The sequence below is a fragment of the Micromonospora sp. LZ34 genome (assembly GCF_052981855.1).
The window spans coordinates 81,776-97,464 of sequence record NZ_JBRIQN010000002.1 but is presented as its reverse complement, the minus strand read 5'-3'; the positions used below and the strand labels follow the sequence as shown (position 1 = coordinate 97,464).

The following is a 15,689-nucleotide window of genomic DNA, read 5'->3' as shown; positions in this document are numbered from 1 at the left end:
CCGGCGGGTGCCGGCGGGCTTCCGTGCGGTGCGGATCGACGATCAGGCGGCGAGGCGGCGCGCCAGGTTCTCGTCGAGCGCGCCCATGAACTCGTCGGTGGTCAGCCACGGGGCGTCGCGCGAGATGAGCAGCGCGAGGTCCTTGGTCATCTGGCCGCCCTCGACGGTGTCGATGATGACCTGCTCCAGGGTGTTGGCGAACTCGGTGACCGCCGGGGTGTTGTCCAGCTTGCCCCGGTGGGCGAGGCCGCGGGTCCAGGCGTAGATCGAGGCGATCGGGTTGGTCGAGGTCTTCTCGCCCTTCTGCCACTGCCGGTAGTGCCGGGTGACCGTGCCGTGCGCGGCCTCGGCCTCGACCGTCCGGCCGTCCGGGGTCATCAGCACGGAGGTCATCAGACCGAGCGAGCCGAAGCCCTGCGCGACGGTGTCGGACTGCACGTCACCGTCGTAGTTCTTGCAGGCCCAGACGAAGCCGCCCTCCCACTTGAGCGCGGCGGCCACCATGTCGTCGATCAACCGGTGCTCGTAGCTGATCCCGGCGGCCTCGAACTCGGCCTTGAACTCGTTCTCGAACACCTCGGCGAAGATGTCCTTGAACCGGCCGTCGTACGCCTTGAGGATGGTGTTCTTGGTGGACAGGTAGACCGGGTAGCCGCGGTCCAGGCCGTAGCGCATGGAGGCGCGGGCGAAGTCCCGGATCGACTCGTCGAAGTTGTACATGCCCATGGCGACGCCGCCGCCGGGGAAGTTGGCGACCTCCATCTCCATCGGCGCGGAGCCGTCGGCCGGGGTGTAGGTGATGGTCACCGTGCCCGGGCCGGGGACGACGAAGTCGGTGGCCTTGTACTGGTCGCCGTGGGCGTGCCGGCCGATGATGATCGGCTTGGTCCAGCCGGGGACCAGCCGCGGCACGTTGGACATGATGATCGGCTCGCGGAAGACGACGCCGCCGAGGATGTTGCGGATGGTGCCGTTCGGCGACCGCCACATCTTCTTGAGGCCGAACTCCTCCACCCGGGCCTCGTCCGGGGTGATGGTCGCGCACTTCACGCCCACGCCGTGCTGCTTGATGGCGTTGGCGGCGTCGACGGTGACCTGGTCGTCGGTCTCGTCGCGGTGCTGGATCGACAGGTCGTAGTAGTGCAGGTCGACGTCGAGGTAGGGCAGGATCAGCTGCTCCCGGATCTGCTTCCAGATGATCCGGGTCATCTCGTCGCCGTCGAGCTCCACGACCGGGTTGTTTACCTTGATCTTCGCCATCGGCCGGCGCTCCTCTCGGGGGACACGTGCTCAAGCAGTACGAGCGTACTGGAACCGGCTGGCGTTCCCCATCCGGCCTCGGTCGGGGCGCTGACCAGCCCGGAGGCGGGCGCCGGCAGAAACGGGGATGCCCGACCACGGCGGCTGGTGGCACCATCGCCGGATGCCGCCGAACCGCACCCTCGGGTCTATCACGGTCACCGCGCTCACCGACGGCGAGGGGCCGTTCTTCCAGCCCCGCGAGGAGGCGTTCCCCGACGCCACGGCGGAGCAGTGGCGCGCGGCCGACCGGCGGGACCGGCCTCGGTCACCGCCGACGGGCGCTGGTGGCTCCGCTTCCGCAGCTTCGCCGTCCGGGTCGGGGACGGGCCGGTCACCCTGGTGGACGCCGGCATCGGCCCGGCCGACTCCGCCGCGGCGAGCTGGGCGCCGTTGCCCGGCCGGCTCCCCGCCGAGCTGGCCGCCGCCGGCATCGACCCGGCCGACGTCCGCACCGTGGTGCTCACCCACCTGCACAGCGACCACATCGGCTGGGCGGTCACCGGCTCACCGGGCACGCCGTACTTCCCGAACGCCGACTACCTGGTGCAGCGGGCCGAGCTGGACGCGATGGAGTCGATCAACCCGGCGCTGCCGGCCGGGCTGGTCGCGCCGTTGCGTGCCGCCGGCCGGCTGCGGGTGGTCGACGGCGACACCACCCTCACCCCGGCGGTACGCGTGCTCAGCACGCCCGGGCACACCCCCGGACACCAGTGCGTGCTGCTGGACGACGGGACCGAGCGCGTGCTGCTCACCGGCGACCTGCTGGTGCACGCCGTGCAACTGGTCGACCCCACCCTGGCGTACGCCCACGAGCTGGACCCGGACGCGGCCCGCACCTCCCGCACCACCCTCCTGCACACCCTCACCACCGGCACCCCCGCAACCCTCGCCACCCCCCACCTCGGCACCCCCTTCGTGACCCTCTGACGACCGCACCCCACCCCACCTGCGGGTCTGACGGGCGCGACCGGATCGGGGCGGGGAGGGTGGAGACGGCGAAGGGCACGCCGCGCAGCGGCGTGCCCTTCGGGTGGAGCGGGAGATCACATGTTGGCGACGTCGGCCTGCTTGGCGCGGACGGCCTCGGCGGCCTGCTTGAGGCTGGCCAGCTCGTCGGCGTCCAGGTCGGTCTCGACGACCCGCTTGACGCCCTCGGCGCCGATCTCGGCCTCGACGCCGAGGTAGACGCCGGAGATGCCGTACTGGCCGTCGACCCAGGCGCAGACCGGCATGACCTCGCCGGAGTCCTCGGCGACCGCCTTGGCCATCCGGGCGGCGGCGGCCGACGGCGCGTAGTACGCCGAACCGGTCTTGAGCAGGGCGACCACCTCGGCGCCACCGTTGCGGGTCCTGACCACCAGCTCCTCGATCTGCTCGGCCGGCATGACCTCGCGCAGCGGCTTGCCGTTGACGGTGCTCTTCGACGGCACCGGCACCATGGTGTCGCCGTGCGAGCCGAGGGTCAGCGTCTTCACCGACTTCACCGGTACGTTCAGCGCCTCGGCCACGAAGTTGCTGAACCGGGCGGTGTCCAGCATGCCGGCCTGGCCGAGCACCCGGTTCTTCGGGAACTGGGTGGCGAGCTGGGCCAGCGCGGTCATCTCGTCGAGCGGGTTGGAGACCACGATGACCACGGCGTTCGGGGCGTACTTGGCGACGTTCTCGGAGACCTGACGCACGATCTTGGCGTTCGTCTCCAGCAGGTCCATCCGGCTCATGCCCGGCTTGCGCGGCAGGCCGGCGGTGATGACCACGACATCCGAGCCCTCGATCGCCTCGTAGCCCTCGCCGTTCGGGCCGGTGGTCACGCCGACCACCTTGGTCTCGAAGCCCTCGACGGCCCGCGACTGGTTGAGGTCCAGGGCGAGACCCGCGGGCTTGCCCTCCACGATGTCGGTGATCACGACGGTGTCGAAGACGTCGTACTCGGCCAGGCGCTGTGCGGTGGTCGAGCCGTAGAAACCGGCGCCGACGACAGTGACCTTCTTACCCATGGTCGTCCCACTCCCTGATACCAGTCGGTTTTCCGGACCGTATCAGTCATCCTGGCACCGATCCGGCCAGGGGCGGACGGTTATGACGTCGCTGGGCGGAAGGCGTTTCGCGGTGCGGGATACCGCACCCGGTCAGCCCCGTTCGGCGCGCTCGACGACGTTGGTGAGCAGCATGGCCCGGGTCATCGGGCCGACACCGCCCGGCATCGGCACCAGCGCCCCGGCCACCTCGGCGACCTCCGCGGCCACGTCGCCGGTGTAGCGGCCCCTGCCGTCCGGGCCGATCACCCGGGTGATGCCGACGTCGACCACCACCGCGCCCGGCGTGACCATGTCCGCGGTGAGCAGCCCGGGCACTCCGGCCGCCACGATGACGATGTCGGCGGCCCGGGTGTGCGCGGCCAGGTCGAGGGTGCCGGTGTGGCACAGGGTCACGGTGGCGTTCTCGCTGCGCCGGGTGAGCAGCAGGCCGAGCGGACGGCCGACCGTGTTGCCCCGGCCGACCACGGCGACCTTCGCGCCGCGCAGCGCCACGTCGTGCCGGCGGAGCAGCTCGATGATGCCGCGCGGGGTGCACGGCAGCGGGGCGTCGTAGCCGAGCACCAACCGGCCCAGGTTCACCGGGTGCAGGCCGTCGGCGTCCTTGTCCGGGTCGATGAGTTCCAGCACCCGCTGGGTGTCCAGCTGGGGCGGCAGCGGGAGCTGGACGATGTAGCCGTGGCAGGCCGGGTCGGCGTTCAGCTCGGCGAGCACCCCGTCGACCTGCTGCTGGGTCGCGTCGGCGGGCAACTCCCGGCGGAGCGAGGCGATGCCCACCTCGGCGCAGTCACGGTGCTTGCCGTTGACGTACGCCTGCGAGCCGGGGTCGGCACCGACCAGCACCGTGCCCAGTCCCGGCGTGACGCCCCGTTCGGCCAGCGCCTTGACCCGCGTACGCAGCTCGTCCTTGATCTCGGCCGCGGTCGCCTTGCCGTCCAGAAGCGTCGCCGTCACGCCCAGATCGTCTCATGGCGGACGGCTCCGGGGCCGATGACCACGATCAACCGGTCCCGCTGCCCCGTTTGGTGACGATGAGTCATGGACCACTAATCACGTTGAGTAATCGGGTGTGAATCGCGCCATAGCCCGATCCGGGCTCCCGGGTGGCGGCCACGCAGCCGGGCACAGTCACCCGAGGGGGTTCGGAAGCGCCCGGCGCCGATCGAATCGGGCACACATAATCGCAGTTCGCGGGCGAAACGACGAGTGCCGGGATAGCAGAGCCGGGCGCCCGGCCAAGGGTTCCCGGCACGGACCGTTATCGCTTCGCAACGCCTTCGTTGTCGAACCGGATCGAACCGCCTACCGTTGCCCAGCGTTGCGCAGCGTGAAACCAGCGCCGGGTCTGACTGCGCTGCGTGAGGAGATGAGGAGGCTCAATGCGAGTTCGTAGGCTCGCCGCCTGGACCGCCCTCCCGCTCGCGGTGACCCTGGGCCTCGCGGCCTGCGGCAGCGGCGGAGACGGCGGATCCGGCGGCAGCGACCCCAGTGCGGCGGTCAGTATCCAGATCGCCGAGCCGCAGCACCTGGTTCCGACGAACACCACCGAGACGTCCGGCTCGCAGGTGCTCGCCGGCCTGTTCACCCCGCTCGTCGACTACGACGCGCAGAACAAGCCGTACGAGGTCGCGGCCGAGTCGGTCACCTCGTCGGACAACAAGGTCTGGACGATCAAGCTCAAGGACGGGTACACCTTCCACAACGGCGAGAAGGTCACGTCCGAGGACTACATCAACGCCTGGAACTACGGCGCCTACGCGCCCAACGGCCAGGGTGCCAGCTACTTCTTCGAGAAGATCGCCGGCTACCAGGACCTGCAGGGCGAGCAGCCGAAGGCCAGGACGATGTCCGGCCTGAAGCAGGTCGACGACCTGACCTTCCAGGTGACGCTCGCCGAGCCGTACATCGACTTCAAGACGATGCTCGGCTACAACGCGTTCTACCCGCTGCCGGACGCGGCGTTCTCCGCTCCGGGCGTGCTCAAGGACTCCTACGAGCAGGCGCCGATCGGCCAGGGCCCGTTCAAGATGAAGGGCACCTGGCAGCACGACGCCAAGATCGAGGTCGAGCGCTACGACGCGTACCCGGGCGAGAAGCCCAAGGTGAAGGACGTCGAGTTCCGGGTCTACCAGCAGCTCACCGCGGCCTACGCGGACGTGCTGGCGGACAACCTGGACGTGCTGCCGACGATCCCGACCGAGAACCTGAGCACCGCGCCGACCGACCTCGGTGACCGGTACCGGACCAGCCCGATGTCGTCGTTCCAGTTCCTGGCCTTCCCGACCTTCGAGAAGGAGTACAGCAACCCGGACGTGCGCAAGGCGATCTCGATGGCGATCGACCGTGACGAGATCACCAAGTCGATCTTCAAGGGCTCGCAGCAGTCGGCCCGCTCCTTCGTCTCGCCGGTGCTGCCGGGCTACCGGGAGAACACCGCGGGCGCGGCCGGCGAGTTCAACCCGATCGAGGCCAGGAAGCTGTACCAGGCCGCCGGCGGCCCGTCGAAGATCGTCATCTCCTACAACGGGGACGGCGGTCACAAGGACTGGGTCGACGCCACCGCCAACCAGCTGAAGGCCAACCTGGGCGTGGACGTCGTCGGCTCGGCCGAGCCGAAGTTCGCCGACCTGCTCACCAAGGTCGAGAAGAAGCAGCCGGTGGGCCTGTTCCGGATGGGCTGGGTGATGGACTACCCGTCGATGGAGGACTACCTCGGCCCGCTGTACAGCACCAACGGCTCGTCGAACTACTACGGCTACAGCAACCCGGAGTTCGACCGCCTGGTGAAGGAGGGCTCCGCCGCTCCCACCCAGGAAGAGGCGATCAAGAAGTACCAGCAGGCCGAGGACATCCTGGCCAAGGACATGCCGGTGATCCCGCTGCGCTTCGGCGAGAACGTGTTCGGGCACTCGTCCACGGTCAAGAACGTCGAGATGGACCTGTTCCAGCGGGTCAACCTGATCAAGATCGAGGCGGCCAGCTGAGCTGACCGCGGCACGGGCCACCCGCGGGAGACCCCGGGTGGCCCGAACCATGCGCGCGCCGCCCCGCCGCAGATCACCCGGAAGGGTCCCGGGCGGCCGGACGGCGTTTGGTCGCGGGGTATTCCCGGTACGCCAGAGATGTCGTCCCGCGACCATTTCGCACTTTTCCGGAGAGACTGGCAAGCATGTTCCGCTACATCCTGCGGCGCCTCCTGCAGATGGTCCTCGCGTTCTTCGGGACCACCCTGATCGTCTACGCGCTGATGTTCGCCGGCCAGGGCGACCCGATCCAGGCGCTGGCCGGCGAGCGGCCGGTGACCGCGGCCCAGCGGGCGTACCTGACCGAGAAGTACCACCTCGACCAGACCGGCGTCGGCGGCTTCTTCTACCGCTACCTGGACTACGTGCGGAACCTGCTCCAGGGCGACCTGGGCCAGTCGCTCACCGGTCGGCAGATCGGCGACATCCTGCAGCAGGCCTGGCCGGTCACCGTGAAGCTGGCCCTGATCGCACTCGCCGTGGCCGTCCTCTTCGGCGTCACCGCCGGGGTCATCGCCGGCATCCGCCGGGCCAGCATCTTCGACAACTCGACCCTGGTGCTGACCCTGCTCGTGCTCGGCATCCCGACCATCGTGCTGGCGCCGCTCGCGCAGTACTTCCTCGGCGTCAGGTGGGCGCTCTTCCCGCCCACCGCCGGGTCGGACCCGAGCCTCTACGCGCTGCTGCTGCCCGGAATCGTGCTCGGGTCGCTGTCGCTGGCCACCGCGCTGCGGCTGACCCGCACCTCGGTGGCGGAGAACCTGCGCGCCGACTACGTCCGGACCGCCCGGTCGAAGGGCCTGCTCAGGCGGCGCATCGTGAGCGTGCACGTGCTGCGCAACTCGCTCATCCCGGTGATCACCTTCCTCGGCGTCGAGCTGGGCAACCTGATGAGCGGCGCGATCATCACCGAGGGCGTCTTCAACATCCCCGGCGTGGGCTTCAACCTCTTCCGCGGCATCCGCACCGAGGACGGTCCCCTGGTGGTGGGCATCGTCAGCGTGCTGGTCGTGGTCTACCTGGTCTCGAACCTGGTGGTGGACGTCCTGTACGCCGTACTCGACCCGAGGATCCGCTATGAGTGACTTCGAGACGGTGGCGGCCACGGAGAACCAGGCCGCGCGGCGTGGGCCCTCGGGTGAGCCGGGCACGCCGAACCAGCCCGGCGCCCCGCAGAAGCCGCGCAGCCTGGCCGGCGACGCCTGGCGCGACCTGCGCCGTAACCCGATCTTCTGGGTCTCGCTGGCGCTGGTGCTGATCGTCACCCTGATGGCACTGCTCCCCGGGGTGTTCACCACGAACGACCCGCGGAGCTGCCTGCTCTCCCGGCAGCACGCCGGGCCGTCCGGCGGGGCGATCTTCGGGTACGACTTCCAGGGCTGCGACACGTACTCCCGCGCCGTCTACGGCACCCGGGCATCGCTGCTGGTCGGCGCGCTCTCCGCGCTGGCCACCGGGGTGATCGCGCTGGTGATCGGCATGCTCGCCGGCTACTTCGGCCGGTGGGTCGACGCGCTGCTCTCCCGGGTGATCGACATCGTGCTCGGCATCCCGCTGCTGCTGGCCGCGATCGTGCTGCTCAAGCGGGTGGGCAGCGACAGCCCGACCGCCCGGATCAGCGCGGTCATCTTCGTGCTGGCCGTCCTCGGCTGGACCACGACGGCCCGGGTGGTCCGCTCGTCGGTGATCACCGCCAAGGAGCAGGACTACGTGGCGGCGGCCCGGATGCTCGGCGCCGGCCACGGCCGGATCATGTGGCGGCACATCCTGCCGAACGCGCTGGCCCCGGCCATCGTGGTGCTGACGATCGCGCTCGGGTCGTTCATCGCCGCCGAGGCCACGCTCTCGTTCCTGGGCATCGGCCTGAAGGCGCCGACCATCTCCTGGGGCCAGGACATCGACACCGGCCGGATCCACATGCGCGAGTCGGCGACCCCGTTGATCGTCCCGTCGACCTTCCTCGCGCTGACCGTGCTGGCGTTCATCATGCTCGGCGACGCGATCCGTGACGCCTTCGACCCGAAGCTGCGGTGACCTGATGACCCACTCCACCGTCCAACCCACGCCCGCCTCGGCCACGCCCGAGGGCGGCCACCTGCTCGAGGTACGGGACCTGCACGTCGAGTTCCGCACCGGCGAGGGCGTCGCCAAGGTGATCAACGGCGTGTCGTACCACCTCGACGCCGGCGAGACGCTCGCGGTGCTCGGCGAATCGGGCTCCGGCAAATCGGTCACCGCCCAGGCGATCATGGGGATCCTGGACACTCCGCCCGCGGTGATCCGCTCCGGGGAGATCCGCTACCGGGGTCGCGACCTGCTGAAGCAGTCGGAGGAGCAGCGCCGGCAGGTGCGCGGCAAGGAGATCGCCATGATCTTCCAGGACGCGCTCTCCGCGCTGAACCCGGTCTTCCCGGTCGGTTGGCAGATCGGCGAGACGCTGCGCCAGCGCGAGGGGATGTCCCGGGCCGACGCGCGCCGCCGCGCCGTCGAGCTGATGGACGTGGTGCAGATCCCGGGCGCCGCCAACCGGCTCCGCGACTACCCGCACCAGTTCTCCGGCGGCATGCGGCAGCGCGTCATGATCGCGATGGCGCTGGCCCTGAACCCGAAGGTGCTGATCGCCGACGAGCCCACCACCGCGCTCGACGTCACCGTGCAGGCGCAGATCATGGACCTCCTCGCCGACCTGCGTCGCGACCTCCACATGGCGATGATCCTGATCACCCACGACCTCGGCGTGGTGGCCGGCGTGGCGGACCGGATCGCGGTCATGTACGCCGGCCGGATCGTCGAGCACGCCGACGTCCGCTCGCTCTACCGGGCGCCGGCCCACCCCTACACCAAGGGACTGCTGGAGTCGATTCCTCGGCTGGACGTGCGCGGCCAGCAGCTCGCCACCATCAGGGGGCTGCCGCCCAACCTGATGCGCATCCCCAGCGGCTGCCCCTTCCACCCCCGGTGCCCGTACGTGCAGCAGGTCTGCGTGGACGTGGTGCCGCACGACCTGGTCCTCGGCGACGGCCGGACCAGCGCGTGCCACTTCGCCCAGGAGGTCCGTGATGACAGCGCCCGCTAGCCCCACCAAGGTCCGGGGCGAGACCATCCTCTCGGTCGACAACGTGGTCAAGCACTTCCCGATCAACCGCGGGGTGCTGTTCCAGCGGCAGGTCGGCGCGGTCAAGGCCGTCGACGGGGTGAGCTTCGAGCTGCGCCGCGGCGAGACCCTCGGTGTGGTCGGCGAGTCCGGCTGCGGCAAGTCCACCCTGGCCCGACTGCTGATGCGGCTGGAGACGCCGACCGCCGGCCGGGCCACCCTGGAGGGGAAGGACCTGTTCAAGGCCTCGGGCGCCGAACTGCGCCGGCTGCGGCGCAACATGCAGATGGTCATGCAGGACCCGTACACCTCGTTGAACCCGCGGATGACGGTGGGCGACATCATCGGCGAGCCGTTCGAGATCCACCCGGAGGCGGCCCCGAAGGGCAGCAAGCAGCAGCGGGTCCGGGAGCTGCTGGACGTGGTCGGGCTCAACCCTGAGCACATCAACCGCTACCCGCACCAGTTCTCCGGCGGGCAGCGGCAGCGCATCGGCATCGCCCGCGCGCTCGCCCTGCGGCCCGAGATCATCGTCTGCGACGAGCCGGTCTCCGCCCTGGACGTGTCGATCCAGGCCCAGGTGATCAACCTGCTGGAGCAGCTGCAGGACGAGTTCGGGCTGTCGTACATCTTCATCGCGCACGACCTGTCGGTGGTCCGGCACATCTCGGACCGGGTCGCGGTGATGTACCTCGGCCGGATCGTGGAGATCGGCACCGAAGAGGAGATCTACGAGCGGGCGACCCACCCGTACACCCAGGCGCTGCTCTCGGCGGTGCCGGTGCCGGACCCGGAGGCGCGCCACGAGCGCACCATGATCCGGCTGACCGGGGACGTGCCGAGCCCCGCGAACCCGCCGTCGGGCTGCCACTTCCGCACCCGCTGCTGGAAGGCGCAGGACGTCTGCGCCCGCGAGGACCCGCAGGCCGTGCCCCGCGCCGCCGATCCGCACCCCTCCGCCTGCCACTTCGCCGAACTCCGCCCCGTCACCCCCTGATCCCGGTTGATCATGAAGTGGTCGACAACCTCATGATCACCGGGAGTCCGGGACGGGACGTGATCCCGTCCCGGGTCAGTGGAAGAAGTGGCGGGTGCCGGTGAGGTACATGGTCACGCCGGCCTCCTTGGCCGCGGCGATGACCTCCTCGTCGCGGATCGACCCGCCGGGCTGCACGATGGCCCGGACGCCGGCCTCGATGAGGATCTTCGGCCCGTCGGCGAACGGGAAGAACGCGTCCGAGGCGCAGACCGAGCCGCGGGCCCGCTCGGCGCCGGCCCGGCTCACCGCCAGTTGCGCGGAGTCGACCCGGTTGACCTGCCCCATCCCGACACCGACGGTCGCCCCGTCCTTCGCCAGCAGGATCGCGTTGCTCTTCACCGCGCGTACCGCCCGCCAGGCGAAGGCCAGGTCGCGCAGGGTCGCCTCGTCGGCCGCGTCGCCGGCCGCCAGGCGCCAGTTGGCCGGGTCGTCGCCCGGGGCGTCCACCCGGTCCGCCATCTGCACCAGCACGCCGCCGCCGACCTGCCGCCACTCCGCCGGCGCCGGGTTCCAGGCCGGCGCGCGCAGCAGCCGGATGTTCTTCTTGGCCTGGAGCACCTCCGCCGCACCCGGCTCGAACCCCGGCGCCACCACCACCTCGGTGAAGATCTCGGCGACCTGGCGGGCCAGTTCCACCGAGACCGGCCGGTTGACCGCGATCACGCCGCCGTACGCGGAGACCGGGTCGCAGGCGTGCGCCTTGCGGTGCGCCTCGGCCACGTCGGCGCCGACCGCGATCCCGCACGGGTTGGCGTGCTTGATGATCGCCACCGCCGGCTGGTCGGCGAAGTCGTTCGCCGCCCGCCAGGCGGCGTCCGCGTCGACGTAGTTGTTGTAGGACATCTCCTTGCCGTGCAGCTGCTCGGCCTGGGCGAGCCCGGCCGGGGCATCCGGGTCGGTGTAGAGCGCCGCCGCCTGGTGCGGGTTCTCGCCGTAGCGCAGCGTCCTGGTCGCCCGCAGCGCCAGGCCGGCGAAGCCCGGCCACTCCTGCCCCTCGGGCCCGAGCTGGACGGCGCACCAGTTGGCCACCGCCGCGTCGTACTCGGCGATGTCGGCGAACGCCCGGGCGGCCAGCGCGCGGCGCTGGGTCAGCGTGAAGCCGCCCTCGCCGAGGGCGGCCAGCAGCGCCGGGTACGCGGACGGGTCGGTGACCACGGCGACCGAGGCGTGGTTCTTGGCCGCCGCCCGGACCATCGCCGGACCGCCGATGTCGATCTGCTCCACGCACTCGTCGACGGAGGCGCCGGAGGCGACCGTGGCCTGGAACGGGTAGAGGTTGGACACCAGCAGGTCGATCCCCGCGATGCCGTGCTCGTCGAGCTGGGCGACGTGCGAATCCTTGCGCAGGTCGGCCAGGAGCCCACCGTGGATCTTCGGGTGCAGGGTCTTGACCCGGCCGTCGAGGATCTCCGGGAACCCGGTCACCGTCTCCACCGGGGTCACCGGCACCCCGGCGCCGGCGATGGTGGCGGCCGTGCTCCCGGTCGAGACGAGTTCCACCCCGGCCGCGTGCAGCGCTCGGGCCAGCTCGACCAGGCCGGTCTTGTCGTAGACGCTGACCAGCGCCCGCTTGATCGGGCGGCGCTCGTCCTGAGTGGAACTCACGGAACGGTGACCTTTCTTCCGGTGATCGTCCAACCTTCACGGACCAGGCGGCCCACCTGCTCGACGAGCTGGCGCCGCTCGGCTTCCTTGATGCGCTCGGTGAGCGTCTCGACGTCGTCGTCGTCGCGCACCGGCACGGCCACCTGGGCGACGATCGGGCCGGTGTCCATCCCGGCGTCGACGAAGAAGAGGGTGGCCCCGGTGATCTTCACGCCGTAGGCGAGGGCGTCGCGCGGGCCGTGGATGCCGGGGAACGCCGGCAGCAGGGTGTTGTGCGTGTTGAGGTAACGGTCGCCGAACGCGGCCAGGAAGTGCGGGCCGACCAGCTTGAGGAAGCCGGCGGAGATGACCAGGTCGGGCCGGTGCTCGGCGACGTGCGCGGTGAGCGCGGCGTCCCAGTCCTCCCGGGAGGGGTACGCCTTCACCTCGTCCACGAAGGTCGGTACGCCGGCCGCGGCGGCCCGGTCCAGTCCGCCGATGCCGTGCCGGTCGGCGCCGACGGCCACCACCCGGGCCCCGTACGCCGGGTCGGCGCACGCGTCCAGCAGCGCCTGGAGGTTGCTCCCGGAGCCGGAGACGAGAACGACGATGCGGGCTGCGGACGCGGGCTCGGTCACCCGGCCACCCTATCGGGCAGGTCAGCGTGCCCATCCGTTGGGCGGCGCGACATTCGCCGACAGCCAAGCTCGCACGAATTAGGTACGCTGCCCGTCGCTCGGGCCATGCGCACGTCCGGCCCGCACCCCGTCAGTGAACCGGCACGCGAGCCGTGCCGATGAAATGAGGAGTTCCCAGGATGCAGCCCGGATACCAGCCCCAGCAGCCGCCGCAGATCAACAACAACATGACGATGTCGATCGTCGCGATCTTCCTGTTCTGGCCGCTGGCCATCCCGGCCATCATCAACGCATCCAAGGTCAACCCGCTGCTTCAGCAGGGTGACTACGCCGGCGCGCAGGCCGCCGCCGCCGAGTCGAAGAAGTGGTCCAAGTGGGCCCTGATCGTCGGCATCGGCTGGTACGTGATCGTCCTGGTGTGCTGCCTGCTCGGTGGCCTCGCCGGGCTGATGGGCGCCGACACCAGCAGCACGTACTGACAGACCAAGCCGAGGAGCGTCTTCGACATGCAGCCCGGACAGCCCGGCCAGGACCCGTACGGACAGCAGCCGCACCAGGACCCGTACGGACAGCAGCCGCACCAGGACCCGACCGCACCCCCGCCGCACACCCCGTACGCCCCGCCGTACGGCCAGCAGCCCACCTCCGGCCAGCCCTACGGCCAGCCGAGCGACCCGTACGGCCAGCCGCCCGCCGCGCCCTACGGCCAGCAGCCCACCTCGGGGCAGCCGTACGGCCAGCAGCCCACCTCGGGGCAGCCGTACGGCCAGCCGTACCAGGACCCGTACGCCCAGCAGCAGCAGCCGTACGGCGCGGCGCCGGGCTACCCGAACGCGGGCTACCCGCAGCCGCAGGGGCAGCAGAACACCCTCGGCCTGGTGTCGATGATCCTCGGCATCGCGTCGATCCCGCTGGTCTGCTGCCTCTACCTGGGCATCCCGGTCGGCATCGCCGCCGTGGTGACCGGTTACCTGGGCAAGCAGAAGGCCGACCAGGGGCTGGCGTCCAACGCCGGCCAGGCCAAGGCCGGTCTGATCTGCGGCGCCATCGGCGCCGGTCTCGGCATCCTGTTCATCATCCTGGGGCTCGTGGCCAACGTCGCCCTGCCGACCCAGCCCTGACCACCGCACCGCACGAGGGGCGTCCCGGCCACGGCCGGGCGCCCCTCGTCGTTGTCCCGGGCCCACGTGCCGGCCGGGGTGGTCAGCTACGGCTGGGGCCTACCCGCTCGCAGCGGCCGGTCTCGCCCGGCGCTGACCTCAGCGCGTGGCGGCGGGACGGGTGAGCAGCTGGGTGGCGGCGGCGCCGAGCAGCGCGCCGGCCCCGACGACCCCGGTCGCCACGGCCGCCACCTGCCAGCCGACCGGGCCGATCTCGGCCAGCCGGCCCCCGCCGAGCGGACCGGCGGAGGCGGCGGCCGCCGCTCCGAGCAGCAGGCCGGCCACCGGACCGGCGAGCGCGGCCGGCCCGAGCAGCGTGGCCCAGCCCAGCGGCGACCGCTCGTCGGCGGCCAGCCGGAGCAGTCGGCGGGCAAGTAGGCAACCCGCGGCCATCCCGGCGAGCACCGGAACCGCGAGCAGCCCGGCGCCCAGCCCGTCGACCGGCCCGCGCGGCAGGCCGGCCAGCAGCGGTACGGCCGGCAGCGCGGCGACCGAGACCTCGCTGGTGCGGACCGCCGTGTCGGTGCCCACCGCGAAGCCCGGACCGAGCAGGTAACTCACCGACCAGATCGTGGCGTTCGGCGCGTAGGCCAGGCTGACCAGTGTGATCCCGGCCTGCCCGGCGACCCCGGTGCGGTAGGCGCCGATCATGTCGGCGGCGTCCCCACCCCCGGTCGCCACGGCGAGCCCGGCCGCCCCGGCCCCAGCTGCCAGCAGCAGCAGCCCGGCGACCAGGCCGGTGCGGAGCCCGTCGCGCAGCGGCGCCGGGACCCGCGCGGCGAGCAGGCCGGTCACCCCGGTGGTCCGGGCGGCGCCGGCCAGGGCGGCGAGCACGCCGACCACGCCGAGGGTCACGCCCGCCCGCACCGGCGACACCCCGGGCCCGCCCGCGCCGAGCGCCAGCGCGGCGAGCACGCCGAGCAGGGCGTACGCGATGCCGACCGCGCCGGCCGCGACGAGCGTCCGGGACAGCGACCGGCTGCCGCGGGCGCCGATCGCCCGGCTAGTGTGCACCCCCGCCCGGGACAGCCGCCAGACCGCCAGCACGGTCAGCGCCAGCGGGGCCAACCCGACCGGGCCGGCGCCGGTGGCCAGCGGGACCCCGTGCCCGAGCAGCCAGCCGGCCAGCCCGGCGCGCACGGCGCCGAGCAGGGACGCGGCGTCCTCGCTGAGCTGGAACAGCCAGAGCACGACCACGACCGGCAGGCACGAGGTGATCGCCGCCCACCCGGCGGCCACCCCGGCGGCGACGGCGAGCGGCGCACGGCTGCGCGGCGGCTCCCCGGTGCGGGGTGGGGGCACCCGCCGCCCCCCGCCGGGCCGGCCGGGTGGCCGGGCGTCGGGGCCGACGTCGGCGATGGGACGGCTGGGCTGGTCAGGGGTGACGGAGGACATCGCGTCTACTCTGGCATGCCGAGCCGGCGGCGGCAGTCCGATACCGCTCCGCGCCGGCGGCGAGTTCGGTGATCCATCGTCCGCGGCGCCGGATCCGGTTTAGCCTCGGCGCAGGACGCGACGGCAGTCGCGGCACCGACCGCTCGGAGGGAAGCCGTGAACGCTCCGAATCCGCCGCCCCCGCCCGCCGGCGGCCGGGACCGCACCACGCTCTGGGGCATCCTGGGCATCATCACCGGCCTGCTCTGCTGCGGCATCCTGGGCGTCATCTTCGGCTGGCTCTCCATCCGCGACGCCAAGCGTTACGGCCAGTCGCCGGTGCTGGGCTACCTGGCCATCACCTTCGGCGTGATCAACATTATCGGCAGCGCGATCCTGCGGGCCACCGGCAACTATCCGCTCTGGGGCAACGACTGAGGGG

At 71.5% G+C, this 15,689-nt stretch carries 15 protein-coding genes; 9 read left to right on the top strand and 6 right to left on the bottom strand.

The features are described 5' to 3' along the window. Nucleotides 1-42: 42 nt before the first annotated feature. The gene (locus ACVCAH_RS02760; protein WP_447134446.1) at nucleotides 43-1,260 is read right to left on the bottom strand and encodes an NADP-dependent isocitrate dehydrogenase; all 1,218 of its coding nucleotides are present in this window, start codon (nucleotides 1,258-1,260) and stop codon (nucleotides 43-45) included. A gap of 273 nt (nucleotides 1,261-1,533) precedes the next feature. Here ACVCAH_RS02760 and ACVCAH_RS02755 point away from each other — a divergent pair, with 273 nt between their 5' ends. Continuing rightward, the gene (locus ACVCAH_RS02755) at nucleotides 1,534-2,229 is read left to right on the top strand and encodes an MBL fold metallo-hydrolase (protein WP_447134445.1); all 696 of its coding nucleotides are present in this window, start codon (nucleotides 1,534-1,536) and stop codon (nucleotides 2,227-2,229) included. A gap of 116 nt (nucleotides 2,230-2,345) precedes the next feature. On the opposite strand, the gene mdh is transcribed toward ACVCAH_RS02755, so the two are convergent. Then, nucleotides 2,346-3,296: a malate dehydrogenase gene (mdh, locus tag ACVCAH_RS02750; protein WP_447134444.1), complete on the bottom strand. Its 951-nt coding sequence runs from the start codon at nucleotides 3,294-3,296 to the stop codon at nucleotides 2,346-2,348. Between the two features lie 132 nt (nucleotides 3,297-3,428). Beyond that, nucleotides 3,429-4,289, bottom strand: a complete 861-nt coding sequence (locus tag ACVCAH_RS02745) for a bifunctional methylenetetrahydrofolate dehydrogenase/methenyltetrahydrofolate cyclohydrolase (RefSeq protein WP_447134443.1) — start codon at nucleotides 4,287-4,289, stop codon at nucleotides 3,429-3,431. Between the two features lie 425 nt (nucleotides 4,290-4,714). Here ACVCAH_RS02745 and ACVCAH_RS02740 point away from each other — a divergent pair, with 425 nt between their 5' ends. The 5 genes from ACVCAH_RS02740 to ACVCAH_RS02720 all read left to right on the top strand — a co-directional run bounded on the left by ACVCAH_RS02740 (nucleotide 4,715) and on the right by ACVCAH_RS02720 (nucleotide 10,449). Beyond that, the gene (locus ACVCAH_RS02740) at nucleotides 4,715-6,319 is read left to right on the top strand and encodes a peptide ABC transporter substrate-binding protein (RefSeq protein ID WP_447134442.1); all 1,605 of its coding nucleotides are present in this window, start codon (nucleotides 4,715-4,717) and stop codon (nucleotides 6,317-6,319) included. Between the two features lie 185 nt (nucleotides 6,320-6,504). Next, complete coding sequence (locus ACVCAH_RS02735) at nucleotides 6,505-7,443, top strand: ABC transporter permease (RefSeq protein ID WP_447134441.1); 939 nt, start codon at nucleotides 6,505-6,507, stop codon at nucleotides 7,441-7,443. Continuing rightward, on the top strand, nucleotides 7,436-8,392 hold the full coding sequence (locus ACVCAH_RS02730; protein WP_447134440.1) for an ABC transporter permease: 957 nt from the start codon (nucleotides 7,436-7,438) through the stop codon (nucleotides 8,390-8,392). The genes ACVCAH_RS02735 and ACVCAH_RS02730 overlap by 8 nt, the downstream gene beginning before the upstream one ends. 4 nt (nucleotides 8,393-8,396) lie before the next feature. Next, on the top strand, nucleotides 8,397-9,434 hold the full coding sequence (locus tag ACVCAH_RS02725) for an ABC transporter ATP-binding protein (protein WP_447134439.1): 1,038 nt from the start codon (nucleotides 8,397-8,399) through the stop codon (nucleotides 9,432-9,434). Beyond that, nucleotides 9,418-10,449 carry an ABC transporter ATP-binding protein gene (locus ACVCAH_RS02720; RefSeq protein WP_447134438.1) on the top strand — a complete coding sequence of 344 codons (1,032 nt, stop codon included), beginning with the start codon at nucleotides 9,418-9,420 and terminating at the stop codon, nucleotides 10,447-10,449. Before ACVCAH_RS02725 ends, ACVCAH_RS02720 begins: the two co-directional genes overlap by 17 nt. Before the next feature lie 75 nt (nucleotides 10,450-10,524). Here ACVCAH_RS02720 and purH read toward each other — a convergent pair whose 3' ends face one another. Both purH and purN read right to left on the bottom strand, forming a co-directional pair. Then, nucleotides 10,525-12,096 carry a bifunctional phosphoribosylaminoimidazolecarboxamide formyltransferase/IMP cyclohydrolase gene (gene purH / locus ACVCAH_RS02715; RefSeq protein WP_447134437.1) on the bottom strand — a complete coding sequence of 524 codons (1,572 nt, stop codon included), beginning with the start codon at nucleotides 12,094-12,096 and terminating at the stop codon, nucleotides 10,525-10,527. Beyond that, nucleotides 12,093-12,713, bottom strand: coding sequence for a phosphoribosylglycinamide formyltransferase (purN, locus tag ACVCAH_RS02710; RefSeq protein WP_447134436.1), 621 nt, complete (start codon nucleotides 12,711-12,713; stop codon nucleotides 12,093-12,095). Before purN ends, purH begins: the two co-directional genes overlap by 4 nt. Before the next feature lie 179 nt (nucleotides 12,714-12,892). On the opposite strand from purN, the gene ACVCAH_RS02705 reads away from it, so the two are divergent. After that, entirely contained in the window at nucleotides 12,893-13,192 is a 300-nt protein-coding gene (locus tag ACVCAH_RS02705; protein ID WP_447134435.1) for a CD225/dispanin family protein, read from the top strand. A gap of 27 nt (nucleotides 13,193-13,219) precedes the next feature. Then, entirely contained in the window at nucleotides 13,220-13,834 is a 615-nt protein-coding gene (locus tag ACVCAH_RS02700) for a DUF4190 domain-containing protein (RefSeq protein WP_447134434.1), read from the top strand. 138 nt (nucleotides 13,835-13,972) lie between these two features. Here ACVCAH_RS02700 and ACVCAH_RS02695 read toward each other — a convergent pair whose 3' ends face one another. After that, complete coding sequence (locus tag ACVCAH_RS02695; protein WP_447134433.1) at nucleotides 13,973-15,268, bottom strand: cell division protein PerM; 1,296 nt, start codon at nucleotides 15,266-15,268, stop codon at nucleotides 13,973-13,975. A gap of 156 nt (nucleotides 15,269-15,424) precedes the next feature. Here ACVCAH_RS02695 and ACVCAH_RS02690 point away from each other — a divergent pair, with 156 nt between their 5' ends. Next, entirely contained in the window at nucleotides 15,425-15,685 is a 261-nt protein-coding gene (locus ACVCAH_RS02690) for a DUF4190 domain-containing protein (RefSeq protein WP_447134432.1), read from the top strand. Nucleotides 15,686-15,689: the final 4 nt, after the last annotated feature.